The sequence below is a fragment of the Geminicoccus sp. genome (assembly GCF_036263595.1).
Classification (GTDB): Bacteria; Pseudomonadota; Alphaproteobacteria; order Geminicoccales; family Geminicoccaceae; genus Geminicoccus.
The window spans coordinates 23,653-36,415 of sequence record NZ_DATAGQ010000107.1 but is presented as its reverse complement, the minus strand read 5'-3'; the positions used below and the strand labels follow the sequence as shown (position 1 = coordinate 36,415).

Genomic DNA, 12,763 nt, shown 5'->3' with positions numbered 1-12,763 from the left:
CCGCCGGTGCATGATCCGGTCGGTGATGCCGATTGCGGCCAAGGCCTCCCGTCTTTCCATCGACTCGTAGGCCTTGTCGGCCAGCACGGCCTGCTCATCGCCGCAGATCAAGGCATCGGCTGCGATGCTCTCGCCGATGTCGGCGCTGGTCAGGATCGCCTTGCGGATCAGGTCGCTGCCTTGGTCGACGGCCAGATGGGCCTTGTAGCCGAAGAAGCTGCGTTGCCCTCGCCGGGTGAAGCCGACTGTTGGATCGCGCTCCGATACCTCGCCATCATCGGCGGCCGCTTCACATCAGCCTCGACCAAGGTCGCATCGATCATCGTGCCAGCCTTGATGAAGAGGCCGCGCTGCTCAAGCTGCCGGTTCAAGGCGTCGAAGACCATCTCCGTCAAGCCCGCCTCGGCCAGGTCGAACCGGGAAAGCGTCGTGGCATCTGGCACCGCATGTTCTAGCCTCGAAAGTTGGCCAGAATTCCTCCCCATCGTAGTTGTAGCCTTGCTCTGCAGCGTAGACCACCCAGACGAGCCAATATCTGCCAAGCCGACCGCCGGAGCGAAGACTCTCGTGGAGGAGCGACGCAATGCGGGAGCGCTCGACGTGATCAAGGCCGTGCTCAAGTGCGAAAAGCGGAAGATCCCGCCTACGCCGCACGGCAGATAATGAGGCGAAGTGCTCTTCGAGCCGCTTCTGGCAGTGATCAAGGGTCCAGGTCATCAAGGTGCGGCGTTACTGCCTCGATTTCGCGTCCATCGTCCTATTGTGAGAGAAAACCCGCTCTCGCAGTTTCTCACGCTAACTCCCCCACAGCCTTTAAGTCGATCGCTCCCGGATCTAGGCCCATAGAAACACGATAAGATCGGAGAGGGTGAAAAGTCTAGGGCAGGCACCCAACGAGCCGGATTAAATCACCCAGCCAGTCGTCGTCTTCTTGCGATCCTCCTGCGTGAGCTTTCTATGAGGCGAGAGTGGATGCGGTTGAGGTAGCTGTGGCCGACGAACTCGTCCGCGCCCCAGCCCAGGATCAACGTTCATGCCGGATTGGCCGCGTGGAACACGCCATCCGTGCCGCTTGATGGCTTTGGTCACGGAGGGAGTCGGAATGCCCCAGAATAGACATAAGCCGGAAGAGATCGTAGCGAAGCTGAGGCAGGTCGAGGTGCGGTCGGCACAGGGCCGCCCGGTTGTCCAGATCCGGACAGCGGTGCCGGTCTGGCTTCTGGAGGAACTGCTGCTGCTGTTTGGTGCCGAGGACAAGGACCGGGAAGCGGACAACCCGCTCAAGAACGACGAGGGCAACTGAGCGGGGCACTGGCCCGGGCGACCGTAGCCCAGTCCGGGCAGCGCTTGTGCCTGAGGCTGCTCCACCCCAGCATAGTGGCCCTTGCTGAACCTGGGAAAGCCTCGGGCCAGACGGGCCGGGCCGCAATCACCTGCTGGCCTGCCCCCAGCTCGACGCAGCCGCCGGGAGTAGCGGGACACGACCTCGCGCAGGAACTGTTCGCTCACGTAAGCGCCTTGCGTGGTGTAGTAGCTACCGCCCTTGCTGTCCTGCTTCTGTTGCTGATCCGCCCATTCACGATCCTTGGCAAGGTAGCGATCCAGCGTCACGTCGCCTCGATCAAGGAAGCGTCGAAGGATCACGCTCCGGCTGACGTGAAAGCGGCCGGCCACCGCTGAGAACTGCTGATCGGTGGCGTTCTCAGGGTCGATCTCGCTTGCTGCAGCCTCGAAGTCTGCTGTCGGTACCAATATCTCTGCGGAGATCGCGTTGCAGAAGCGCTCGATCGCCCGATCGAGCGGCGGAAGGTCCTCGATCCCGCGATCGTCGAATCGGCTAATCCCGCTTCGATCGCAGAGCACGTGCGCCAGTTCGTGCACGAGGCTGAACACCTGGCGCGTCTTGGTCGTGCTGTTGTTGATCAGGATCACCGGGAACTCAGGATGCCAGAGGCAAAACCCTGAGAATTCCCGTTGCTTGAACGTGTCCTTGAAGACGTGGACGCCGCCGCCTTCCACCGCCCGCCGCCAGAGCTTCAGGGCTGCATCTGCGTCCGGTTGCTGACGAACGTCGTCCGCATCAACGCGCAAAGCCTCGCGAACGTGCGCCGCCTGCTCCACCACGTTGTTGCGCGGGTTCAACCGCGCCTGCCGCCAGATCGGGACTGGCACGGGATTGCGGTCACCATACAGTTCGATGAGGGCAGCCTGGAACGCACGCGCCTTCCTCAGCAGCAGCATCGTGTTGCGTGAAAGGTGGTCGAGATCGGCGTCAGGCAGCGAACGGAACTCTGCCCGCAAGCGCGGTTCTTCAGGCGGCTCCGACATGAAGAACAGCGCTAGCGGCGCTTGTAAATGTCATACGCCAGCGTCTCTAGCTGAGGGTAGCTCGGCGCATCGTCATCAGACTCCTAGCCTTCTATCAATTCGGCCGTCTTCTTGATCCGGCCGGCCACATCGGCTGTCGTCATGTTCGCACTCTCGCGCGCCCACCGCAACACAGCAGGCGAGAGCCCCCTGACTGGTGACGTCTTAGCGATGGTCTTGCTCCCTCCGCCACCGATCATGACCCGCCACCCGGCGGGCTTCGTTGTTTCAGACGGCCGTTGTCCCTTTCAGGATCGCGAGGCCGCGGGTCAGGTACCGTGGAAGGTTCGGCGACTTAGCGGCAATGTGGTCGACGTCATACTGATCAGAGATCTCTCGCGCCTCGTCCAGATACAGGCCGAAGTCCGACCCGTCTCTCTCCTGCTCTTCAGGCTTGTCCCGTCCGAAGTACATCAAGGTTGTGAGCTCGTGACGTGCCTCCTCGTGGAGGCCGTCGATATAGTCGTGCAGTGCGATCCGGTCAGGAGGCGATGGCGAGCGGAGTTCCTCAACTAGGAGATCGGCGGCCTCGTCCATGGTGAACGATCCGCCTAGGTACGGCGATGTGGTGTTCCAGGCATTTGCGAGCCGGATGATCTCGCGAACGTTCGCTTCGGTCAGGTGACGCAACGGCATGGATGGTACTTCCTCCCGAATAGATTGAGTGATCCTAGGAGGGGTGACGGCCGCATGGCCACGATAGAAGCTCGCGAGCAATGCAAGAGACGGTGGGTTCAAAGCCGTGAGGATCACGCACCAGCACCGACTGATCGCTAACGATTACCCTGTCTTCCGCCTGGGGCTTCCACGGGGCTTCCACTTCTTGGCCGTGCGCGTCTAAGGCTCTGATGGCCTTGAGTAAGCAATTGAATTCGCTGGCTTCGGTGGTGGAGCCGATCGGGATCGAACCGACGACCTCTAGAGTGCGATTCTAGCGCTCTCCCAGCTGAGCTACGGCCCCGCACCGGGCGCGGGATATCGGGCATGTAGGGAGGGCTGTCAAGCAGTGCTGGGCTGCGTAGGGCTGGTCAGCGTAGGGCGAATGGATATAGTCCCGCCCGGCGCTGCTCGGGGTGCCTCGGATGACAACGGACCTGATGAAACGATGTACGCGCTCGCGAACCTGATCGACACAGCGGTCAGCATCTACCTTACCTTGCTGTTCGCGTCGGTGATCCTTACCTGGCTCGTCCAGTTCAACATCGTCAATCCGCGCCAGCCACTGGTCCACCAGATCGGCACGTTCCTCTACCGTATCACCGAACCGCTGCTGGCACCGATCCGGCGCTTCCTGCCCAATCTGGGTGGCATCGACATCAGCCCGGTGATCCTCATCCTGCTCCTGCACTTCGCGCGCAACCTGATCATCTATGATGTCCTGCTGCCGCTGGCCTATCGAAGCGAAGTTCCTGTCGTCCCCGGCGGCTGACGATCGGTGCCGGCCTGGCGTGCGCTCGACGGCGGCGTGGAACTGGCAGTCCGCGCCAAGCCACGTTCGGCACGTGTCGGCATCGACGCCGTGGTTAAGGAAGCGGACGGCTCGGAATGGCTGGTCGTACGAGTAACCGCACCGGCAGAAGAAGGGCGAGCCAATGCGGCGGTCCAGGCGGAGATCGCTCGCCTTGTGGGCTTGAGCAGGTCTGCGGTGACGCTGGTCGCAGGGCAAAGCGCCAGGCGCAAGCGGTTCAGGATCGCGGGGGATCCGGATGTGATCCTGTCCGATCTGGCGAAACTCACGTCGTGACCGGAGCGGAGCGCGACGCTCGGCTAGGGCATGATCCGGCCCGCTGCCCAGCAGGAGAACCAACGTCATGACCAGGATCATCGACGGGAAGGCCGCCGCGCAGAACCTGCGCGCCCGGATCGGCAGAGAGGTCGACGCATTCGTGCGCGGCGGCGGGCCGATGCCCGGCTTGGCGGTCGTGCTGGTCGGCCGACATCCGGCCAGCCTTGCCTACGTGTCGACCAAGACGAAGATGGCCGAGGAGGTCGGCATGAGCGGGCAGCTCCTGGAGCTGCCCGAGCAGACGTCGACCACGGACCTGCTGGCGACGATCGACCGGCTGAACAAGGATGCCGCAGTGCACGGAATCCTGGTCCAGCTGCCACTGCCGGACCAAATCGACGCTGGGAGGGTCCTGAACGCGATCCGGCCCGACAAGGATGTGGATGGGTTCCATCCGGTGAATGTCGGCAGGCTGTTCTCTGCATCCGGTGACCTGCCGGACGATCTTCTGGTGCCCTGCACGCCCAAGGGCTGCATGATCCTGCTGCGCGACGCGCTCGACGACCTGCGCGGGCGCCGTGCTGTCGTGGTCGGCCGGTCCAACATCGTCGGCAAGCCCGTTGCTGCGCTGCTGCTCGCGGCCGACTGTACGGTGACGATCGCGCACTCCCGCACACGCGACCTGCCAGCCTTGTGCCGTTCGGCGGAGATCCTGGTGGCGGCAGTCGGGCGGCCGGAATTCATTCAGGGCGAGTGGATCGGCGAGGGATCCGTGGTCGTCGATGTCGGGATCAACCGCGTCGACGGACCCGACGGTAAGGGAAGGCTGGTTGGCGACGTGGCCTTTGCCGGGGCAGCCGAACGTGCCGCGGCGATCACGCCGGTCCCGGGCGGGGTCGGTCCGATGACCGTCGCCTGCCTGCTCGACAATACACTGATTGCCGCGCGAGCCCAGGCGGCGACGGGCTGATCACTGGTCGACCGGGATCCAACCCGGATCGGGATCGTAGCTGTCGATGAGGGCACCCAGCTGTGCCGTCTCCGGACCCAAGTCGGTTTCCAGCACGTCTCCCTCATTGGAACAGATGAAGGTGGTGATGCCGCTCGCGTCGTACTGGGCGGGCCAGGCAACCAGTGCGAACCTGGCTATCATGTTGCCGTTGATGACGAAGTCATGGGCGCCGCCCGGAGCATTTGGGCCCTGGCGGGTCAGCACCCGATAGAAGTAGCCCAGATAAGGATCGCCCGGCTCGCGGCCCTGCAGGAAGGGGGTGGCGGCGGCGATCTCCGCGCCGAAGGGACTCGCGGGCTCGTCGGGCTCCGCATTCCAGTAGAGCCCATCCTTGCGACCCGGCGTGCTCAAGAGGCGCTGAGCATATTCGAGCACGCCATCGTCATCGTGATCGGCTGATGCATACTCGACCTGTGCACGGACATAATCATTGCAGACCTGGATGGCTGCCAGTTCGTTCCGGCCGATCCGCCGGTCGACGACCTCCTGCGCGCCGGCGGCCGTGTCGAACTCCCAGCCGCCTGCCTGATGGACCAGCGGGATCGGGAACGGCCAGGCATTCGGACCCAGCACGAGGATCACCCGGTCATCGCCGTAGAATTCAAGGTGGACCAGGCGGTCCATGGCATCCAGGACCTGGGCCCGCTCGGCCGCGGCCACGGCGGGCTCGTTCGGAAAGATCTCCGGGTGACCGTCGCCCAACAACTGGATCAAGGCCTCGGCACCGTCGGCCGCCACGGCGTCCTTCAGGGCTGCTGCCGCCGCCTCTGGATCCTGAAACTGCCTGGGGGCCAAGGCATCGGCCGGCGCTGCCGATATCAGGAATGTCGCCACCAGCAGAACCCTGCCTGCCGCTGATCCGAATCGAACCACGTTGCGCGTCCCTGTCATGTCGCCTTGCTCAGCCACGGAACCTGCCCCCGGACCTGCTGCCCAAACGCGATTTGGCCCCACGTGATCCGGCAATCCCATCCCGACTGCCGGCGCTCGACCTCGAGAACACACTGGCGCTACCCATCCGCTCGGTCGACAGGGAGGTATCGGTTTCGCTCGCGTAGCTTCGCCCGGCTCCGCTATTCCCTGCCGTCGGGGTCGTCTGGCCAGCGTCTGCCGTCGATCTGCTCCAGGTCGCGCGGGTGGTTGCGGTCCGGGTGCGGGTTGCGTTGGCCTCGCGGGCACTGGTGACGTCGCCGAACCCGCCGGAGCGGCTCTTGCTCGGGTTGATGTCGCTCGCTTCGCCAGCTACGGCCGAAATGGTCGGGCGGACGGGGCTCGGGCTCCTGACAGAGACGGCTTGGCGGCTGGCAGCGACGGTGGTGCCGCCTCCGACCCGTTGCTGGAGCTCCGACTGGACGGATGTAGCCGAGATCCGGTCGCCACTGCCGACCACGTTGATCGTGTTGCCCGAGATGTTCGTGCGGTTGCCATTGTTCCAACCTCCGGCAGGCGCTCCATAGTAGCCATGATCGTAGCCGTTCCAGCTACGGTTCACGTTGACGTCCACATCATGGTCGCTGTCGCCGATGGCATAGCCGAGTAGACCACCGACAACTGCCCCGCCGAGAAAGGTGGCAGCCGACGATGTATAGCTGGGGTAAGGTTCCGCATAGGTCACTGGAGGGGGTGGATAGGCGTAGGCATAGGCCGGCTCCTGGACGACCACCGTCGTCGGCGTGGTCGTCTCCACGACTGTCGTGCCCGCAGGCTTTGCCTGCACCGTCGTCGTCGACGAGGACGTGGAGGCAGTCACCTGAGTGGCCGGCGGTCTGGCAGGCGGCGAGGGAGGAGGCTCAAGGGACGCGGCGTCATACTGGGGGATGTAGATCTTGTCCGGGTCGGTCGGCAGGATCTCGATCAGGCCGTTCTGCACGACCACCGAATTCTTGTCGTCGCTCAAGAGACCGCCCCGGGCGCGCACGTCCGAGCGGACCTGCTGGATGGAAGCCTGCACGTCGCCGAGCTGGTTGAGCACCGCATCGCCCAGCTTCTGGGTCCAGTCGAGCTGGTCGCTCATGCTCTTGACGACGGGGGGATAGTTCAAGAGCCCGAGGACCGAGGAGTCCCAAGTCGAAGGGGGCTGGGCGTTCGGGTCGGTCTTTCGCTTGTCCAGGAACCGGTCGGCCTGGACGATCTCCAGGGGCTGCGTGGACGCCTGTAGGATCAGGGACAGGAGCGGGTCGGGATAGAGCGCCACCGGCCCGACCAGCTTGTCCAGATCCGAAGGCGTGAGAAGATCCAAGGCCGCCGGAGCGCTGTTCGTGGCCTGTGCCGAGGTGCCATTGCTGCTCTGGGCGAGGACGGCGGCCATGCAGGCCGGGGACATCAGCAAGACGGTCGCCACCATCACTGAAGCATGTCGCACCGTGCCGTTCTCCTCCTGGCTCCTCGCAGATTTTACGAAGTTTCTCTGTAAGGCAATCGGGATCTTTCAGCAGCTTCGGGGCTTGCTGTCATAGTTCGGTCACGCCAGTCTGCTCGCGTCGAATGCTTCGGAGAATTCCATCAAATGTGTGCACTGAAGGCGGTCGTCGTGCCCGTCACGCCCTTTCGCCAGAACTGCACGATCCTGTTCGACGACGTAACCGGTGCGGGTACGATTGTCGATCCAGGCGGGGATGTCCCCATGATCATGGCTGCCGTCTCTCGCCATGGGGTCAAGGTCGAGCAGATCCTCCTCACCCATGGGCATGTGGATCATGCCGCCGGGGCCGCCTCCCTGCGCGACCAGCTGGACAATGGCCGGCCCGACGGCGGCATGCCTACCCCGATTGTGGGACCGGACCGGCGCGATGCCTTCCTCCTGCAGAACCTCGCCAGGCAGGCCCAGCAGTTCGGCATCGAGGGAGCGCGCGACCTGATCCCCGATCGCTGGCTGGTCGAGGGTGACAAGGCCGCGATTGCAGGCGTTGACTTCGATGTTCTCCACTGCCCTGGCCACACCCCCGGCCATCTGGTGTTCGTTTCGCCCGACCTGAACTTCGCGCTGGTTGGCGACGTGCTGTTCCGTGGTTCGGTCGGCCGGACCGACTTCGAGTACGGCGACACGGATGCGTTGCTGCGGTCGATCCGCACCAAGCTCCTGTGCTTGCCTGACGAGGTCGCGTTCATCTGCGGCCACGGCCCTGGCTCGACCATCGGCGCCGAGCGGCGGAGCAATCCCTTCCTGCAGTAAGATTTTCCGTCGCGAGTTGATCTGCCCGCTTCCCGAGCGCAGTTTTCTCGAATCCATTTGAGGAAGACGAGGTCCGGTCATGGCGCGCTTGTCTTGGATCGTGGGCTACCTGTCGGCGGCACTGGCCGTCCTGCCGGCGAAGGCCGAGGACGTGCCGGTCGACCTGGAACTAATCCTGGCCGTCGATGTGTCGGGATCGATGGACTACGAGGAGCAACGGCTCCAGCGGGCAGGGTATCTCGACGCGCTGGCCCACGAGCAGGTCCTGAACGCCATCCTGTCAGGACCCAACCAGCGGATCGCGTTGACCTATGTGGAGTGGGCCGGGGTAGCCGCGCAGTCCGTGGCGGTGCCATGGCGGCTGATCGACGGTCCTGCGGCGGCGGAGCAGTTCGCGGCGGAACTGGCCAAGGCACCATTCTCCCGCATCCGGCACACGTCGATCTCGGCGGCCCTGCTGTTCACCTCTGGCCTGTTCGCCGCCAACGGGTTCTCGGCCGACCGGCAGGTCATCGACATCTCGGGCGACGGGCCGAACAATGCCGGCCCGCCCGTCCTGCCGGTCCGCGACGAGTTGGCCGACCAGGGCATCATCGTGAACGGCCTGCCGATCATGCTGAAGGATTCCAACCTCAACACGGTGACGGGCTTCGACCTGGACGTCTATTACGAGGACTGCGTCATTACCGGGCCAGGCGCATTCGTAGTGCCGGTCGAAACGCTGGAGAACTTCGGCGAGGCGATCCGCCAGAAGCTCACCCTCGAGATCGCCGCCAACCAGCCCAAACTGTACCGCGCGGCGGCACGTGCCTCGCGGATCGATTGCGGAATTGGCGAGCGCCTGCGGCAGAACTGGTACCGGGATCCTTGAGGCGTGCCGTTGCCCGGTACCCGGACCGTTCAGTCCTTCGCACGTTCCAGGTAGCTGCCGTCCTCGGTGCTGATGACGACGCGGGTCCCGGCGGCGATATGCGGCGGCACGGATGTCTTCACGCCGTTCGAGAGCACGGCCGGCTTGTACGAGGACGACGCGGTCTGGCCCTTCACCGTCGGTTCGGTCTCGACCACCTCCAGGGTCACGCGGCTCGGCAGTTCGAAGGCAATCGGAATGCCTTCATGAACACTGAGCGAGACGACCATGTTCTCCTGCAGGTAGGCCGCGCTGTCGCCGATGATGTCCTTGGACACCTGGACCTGCTCGTAGTTCTCCGGGTTCATGAAATGATACCCGTCGGCGTCCTCGTACAGATAGTTGTACGGCCGGTCCTCGACATAGGCCCGCTCGACCTGTTCGGTGGTCCGGTAGCGCTCGGAGATCTTCACGCCGTCGGCGATGCGGCGCAGGTCGAGCTGCGTGACGGGTGTGCCCTTGCCCGGATGGATGTTCTGGGCGGTGAGCACCGTGTAGAGCTTGCCGTCGATCTCCACGACGGTGCCCTTGCGCAGGCTGCTCGCCAGGACCTTGACCATGACGCGTCCTAATTCCCAATGTTGACGGGTCGCGCCGGCCGATCGCCGCGCGAATTGCCTCGCGATTAGCCGCAAGCCGGCTTCCGGTCCAGCTTCCCGTCATCCACGAGAGTTCAGCCTGCCCATGTCATCCTCGCCGGTCTGGTGGAAACCGGACGTCCATGCCGATCGCCGTCCGTTCCTTCAGGGCCGCAACCGCATCCGCAACGCGATGCGCGCCTGGTTCGCCGGCCAGGGCTTCGAGGAGGTCGATCCGTCCTGCCTGCAGGTCTCGCCGGGCAACGAGGCCCATCTGCACGCCTTCGCCACCGAGGCCCTAGCGACGGACGGAAGCAAGGTGGCACAACTCTACCTGCACACCTCGCCAGAGTTCGCGATGAAGAAGCTGCTGGCGGCCGGCGAGCAGCGGATCGTCGCGTTCGCGCATGTCTTCCGCAACCGCGAGCGCGGTTCGCTGCACCACCCAGAGTTCACCATGGTGGAGTGGTACCGGACCGGTGCCGACTACACCGTCCTCATGGAGGACTGCGCGCAGCTCATGGCGTTGGCGGCCGAGGCGGCGGGTGCACGCCATCTTTGCTGGAAGGGTGCCGAAGTCGATCCCTTGGTAGACCCGGAACGCCTAACAGTGGCCGAGGCCTTCGCGCGGCACGGGATCGACCTGCTCGCCACGATCGAGCCCAGCGGCGTCACCGACAAGGCAGCGCTGGCTGCGGCCGCCAAGGAGGCCGGCCTGCGGGTTGCACCCGACGACAGCTGGTCCGACATCTTCTCCCGCGTGCTGGTCGAACGGGTCGAGCCGGAGCTGGGTCGAGGGCGGGCCACAATCCTCTATGAGTATCCGATCGCCGAGGCTGCCCTTGCCCGGAAGAGCACAAATGACCCGCGGGTGGCCGAGCGTTTCGAGCTCTATGCCTGCGGCGTTGAACTGGCCAACGGGTTCGGCGAGCTGACCGAGCCGTTGGAGCAGCGGCGGCGCTTCCAAGCCGAGATGGCCGAAATGCAACGGGTCTACGGGTATGCCTACCCATTGGACGAGGAGTTCCTGGCCGCCCTGCCGCTGCTACCGGCGTGCGCAGGCATCGCGCTGGGATTCGACCGTCTGGTCATGCTCGCGACAGGTGCGCCTACGATCGAGCACACTCTTTGGGCTCCGGTCGCTGCATTCCCTTGAGGCGGAACGGCAAGGTCAAACAGGCACCCCGGCCTCACCTTGTGCCTGGCGTGCCCAGAGATCGGCATACATGCCATTGTGCTTCAGCAGCTCGGCATGATTGCCCCGCTCCACGATGCGGCCGCCGTCCAGCACCAGGATCAGGTCGGCATCAACGACCGTCGACAAGCGGTGGGCGACGACCAGCGAGGTCACGCCCCTGCACAGGGCAGCAAGGTTGGCCTGCACGGCCTCTTCGGTGGCGGCATCGAGGGCCGAGGTAGCCTCGTCCAGGATGACAATCCGCGGCCGCTTGAGCACCGCGCGGGCGATCGCGACGCGCTGCTTCTCGCCGCCGGACAGCTTCAGCCCGCGCTCGCCCACGAGCGTGTCATAGCCCTCGGGCAGGGTGCGAATGAACGCGTCCAGTTCGGCGGCCTGCGTCGCCGCCTCGATCTCTGCCTGGGTGGCGCCAGGCCGGCCGAAGGCGATGTTGTAGGCGATGCTGTCGTTGAACAGCACCGTGTCCTGCGGGACGACCGCAATCGCCGAGCGCAGGCTGTCCTGCGTCACCGCCGAGATGTCCTGCCCGTCCAGCAGGATCCGTCCACCCGTCGGGTCATAGAACCGGAACAACAGCCGGGTGATCGTGGACTTGCCGGAACCGGTCGGCCCTACCAGGGCCACCTTCCAGCCGGCAGGCACGGTGAAATCAACGCCGCCGAGAACGCTGCGCTCGTCGCCATAGGAGAACCATACGTTCTCGAAGCGTACCTCGCCCGGCCCCGGCCGCAGGGACCGTGCTCCCTCACGGTCGGTGATCTCCGGCACCTCGGCCATCAACTCCAGGAGCAGCTCCAGGTCGACCAGGGACTGCTTGATCGAGCGGTAGAGCTGACCCAGCCGTTCCATGGGGCGGATCAGCTGCAGGAGGTAGGTGTTGACCAGCACCAGCCCACCCACGGTCATCGTACCCGACTGAACCCGTCCTGCCGCCGAGAACAGGATGACCGCCATGCCGATGGCCAGGATCGTGACCAGCGCGATGCCTGTCAGGCTGCGGAAGGTCAGCGCCCTGACCGTCAATTGTTCCACTTCGGCAAGGCTGGAGTCGTAGCGCCGCGCGACATGCTCCTCGTTGCCGAAATACTTGACCGTCTCGTAGTTCAGCAGGCTGTCCAGGGCTTCTCCGTAGGCGGCGGCACTGCGGCTGGCCGCCAGCTTCTGGTGGCTTCGCAGCCATTCCGAGCCAGCCACCAGCACGACCAGATAGACGGCAAGCGTGACGAACAGGACCAGCGCGAAGAACGCCTCGACCCGGACCAGCATCACGGCCGCCACGAACAGGATCTCGATCAGGAGCGGCAGGATCAGGAACACGACGTTGAACAGGATCTCGCGAAGCCCGCTCAAACCGTTCGCCAGGACGTTGGAGATCTGCCCGGTCCGCCTGTTGAGGTGGAACCGCAGCGAAAGGCCATGCAGGTGCTCCAGCGCCTTCAGGCCGAAGCGCCGCCGCAGCCGCTGCTCCAGCGGCCCGTAGAACATCCAGCGAAGCTCGTTGCCCAGCCGCGAGAACCATTGCAGGACGATGTAGCCCGCCAGGATGGCGGCCGGTGCGGCGATCGCCGCCTTCTCGCCAGCCAGCCCGTCGACCAAGTTCGCAAAGAGCAGCGGCACCAGCGCATTGATGGCAGCCGCACTGGCCAAAAGGACGATCGTCGCCCCGAAGCGCAGTCTGAAGCCGCCCATGTCCTTCGGCCAGAACACTGCGAGCAACTGGTAGATTGAGGGAACATGGCGAGGCTGGGCGGCATCGGTCTTGGACAGGGCGTCCAGGTCGCGGGGCAACAGGTTCTCCGA

Annotated in this window: 12 protein-coding genes, 1 tRNA gene and 2 pseudogenes; 6 read left to right on the top strand and 9 right to left on the bottom strand. The window is 64.6% G+C overall.

Annotation, left to right across the window (positions count from 1 at the left end; genetic code table 11):
• From VHL31_RS26925 to VHL31_RS09680, 5 genes and pseudogenes are all read right to left on the bottom strand, one after another.
• Positions 1–171 (bottom strand): annotated as a pseudogene (locus VHL31_RS26925) (IS5/IS1182 family transposase); the annotation flags it as partial.
• Positions 168–443: a hypothetical protein gene (locus tag VHL31_RS09695; protein ID WP_329661001.1), complete on the bottom strand. Its 276-nt coding sequence runs from the start codon at positions 441–443 to the stop codon at positions 168–170. The pseudogene VHL31_RS26925 and the gene VHL31_RS09695, both read right to left, overlap by 4 nt.
• Positions 444–1,638: 1,195 nt before the next feature.
• Positions 1,639–2,241, bottom strand: a pseudogene (locus tag VHL31_RS09690) (ImmA/IrrE family metallo-endopeptidase); the annotation flags it as partial.
• Positions 2,242–2,595: 354 nt separating this feature from the next.
• Positions 2,596–3,003: a DUF3775 domain-containing protein gene (locus VHL31_RS09685; protein WP_329661000.1), complete on the bottom strand. Its 408-nt coding sequence runs from the start codon at positions 3,001–3,003 to the stop codon at positions 2,596–2,598.
• A 249-nt stretch (positions 3,004–3,252) separates the two neighbouring features.
• Positions 3,253–3,328: transfer RNA gene (locus VHL31_RS09680), tRNA-Ala, on the bottom strand.
• A 144-nt stretch (positions 3,329–3,472) separates the two neighbouring features.
• On the opposite strand from VHL31_RS09680, the gene VHL31_RS09675 reads away from it, so the two are divergent.
• From VHL31_RS09675 to folD, 3 genes are all read left to right on the top strand, one after another.
• A complete protein-coding gene (locus VHL31_RS09675; RefSeq protein WP_329660999.1) occupies positions 3,473–3,796 on the top strand; it encodes a YggT family protein in 324 nt (107 codons plus the stop codon).
• 6 nt (positions 3,797–3,802) lie between these two features.
• Entirely contained in the window at positions 3,803–4,111 is a 309-nt protein-coding gene (locus VHL31_RS09670) for a DUF167 domain-containing protein (RefSeq protein ID WP_329660998.1), read from the top strand.
• Between the two features lie 67 nt (positions 4,112–4,178).
• On the top strand, positions 4,179–5,063 hold the full coding sequence (folD, locus tag VHL31_RS09665) for a bifunctional methylenetetrahydrofolate dehydrogenase/methenyltetrahydrofolate cyclohydrolase FolD (protein WP_329660997.1): 885 nt from the start codon (positions 4,179–4,181) through the stop codon (positions 5,061–5,063).
• Here folD and VHL31_RS09660 read toward each other — a convergent pair whose 3' ends face one another.
• Together VHL31_RS09660 and VHL31_RS09655 are read right to left on the bottom strand one after the other, a co-directional pair.
• On the bottom strand, positions 5,064–5,939 hold the full coding sequence (locus VHL31_RS09660; protein ID WP_329660996.1) for a DUF2950 family protein: 876 nt from the start codon (positions 5,937–5,939) through the stop codon (positions 5,064–5,066).
• Positions 5,940–6,006: 67 nt separating this feature from the next.
• Positions 6,007–7,467 carry a DUF3300 domain-containing protein gene (locus VHL31_RS09655; RefSeq protein ID WP_329660995.1) on the bottom strand — a complete coding sequence of 487 codons (1,461 nt, stop codon included), beginning with the start codon at positions 7,465–7,467 and terminating at the stop codon, positions 6,007–6,009.
• Positions 7,468–7,611: 144 nt separating this feature from the next.
• On the opposite strand from VHL31_RS09655, the gene VHL31_RS09650 reads away from it, so the two are divergent.
• Together VHL31_RS09650 and VHL31_RS09645 are read left to right on the top strand one after the other, a co-directional pair.
• Positions 7,612–8,277 carry an MBL fold metallo-hydrolase gene (locus tag VHL31_RS09650; RefSeq protein WP_329660994.1) on the top strand — a complete coding sequence of 222 codons (666 nt, stop codon included), beginning with the start codon at positions 7,612–7,614 and terminating at the stop codon, positions 8,275–8,277.
• 79 nt (positions 8,278–8,356) lie between these two features.
• On the top strand, positions 8,357–9,148 hold the full coding sequence (locus VHL31_RS09645; RefSeq protein WP_329660993.1) for a DUF1194 domain-containing protein: 792 nt from the start codon (positions 8,357–8,359) through the stop codon (positions 9,146–9,148).
• Positions 9,149–9,177: 29 nt separating this feature from the next.
• Here VHL31_RS09645 and efp read toward each other — a convergent pair whose 3' ends face one another.
• Positions 9,178–9,747: an elongation factor P gene (efp, locus tag VHL31_RS09640; RefSeq protein WP_329660992.1), complete on the bottom strand. Its 570-nt coding sequence runs from the start codon at positions 9,745–9,747 to the stop codon at positions 9,178–9,180.
• A 124-nt stretch (positions 9,748–9,871) separates the two neighbouring features.
• On the opposite strand from efp, the gene epmA reads away from it, so the two are divergent.
• Positions 9,872–10,921 (top strand): EF-P lysine aminoacylase EpmA, encoded by a 1,050-nt coding sequence (gene epmA / locus VHL31_RS09635; protein WP_329660991.1) that lies wholly within the window; start codon positions 9,872–9,874, stop codon positions 10,919–10,921.
• Between the two features lie 15 nt (positions 10,922–10,936).
• Here the strand turns inward: epmA and VHL31_RS09630 are convergent, their stop codons facing one another.
• A complete protein-coding gene (locus VHL31_RS09630) occupies positions 10,937–12,751 on the bottom strand; it encodes an ABC transporter ATP-binding protein/permease (RefSeq protein WP_329660990.1) in 1,815 nt (604 codons plus the stop codon).
• Positions 12,752–12,763: the final 12 nt, after the last annotated feature.

Coding starts and splice junctions, on each gene's coding strand:
- VHL31_RS09675 (WP_329660999.1), top strand. CDS start 3,473: ATGTACGCGCTCGCGAACCTGATCGACACAGCGGTCAGCATCTACCTT.
- VHL31_RS09685 (WP_329661000.1), bottom strand. CDS start 3,003: ATGCCGTTGCGTCACCTGACCGAAGCGAACGTTCGCGAGATCATCCGG.
- folD (WP_329660997.1), top strand. CDS start 4,179: ATGACCAGGATCATCGACGGGAAGGCCGCCGCGCAGAACCTGCGCGCC.
- epmA (WP_329660991.1), top strand. CDS start 9,872: ATGTCATCCTCGCCGGTCTGGTGGAAACCGGACGTCCATGCCGATCGC.
- VHL31_RS09645 (WP_329660993.1), top strand. CDS start 8,357: ATGGCGCGCTTGTCTTGGATCGTGGGCTACCTGTCGGCGGCACTGGCC.
- VHL31_RS09650 (WP_329660994.1), top strand. CDS start 7,612: ATGTGTGCACTGAAGGCGGTCGTCGTGCCCGTCACGCCCTTTCGCCAG.
- efp (WP_329660992.1), bottom strand. CDS start 9,747: ATGGTCAAGGTCCTGGCGAGCAGCCTGCGCAAGGGCACCGTCGTGGAG.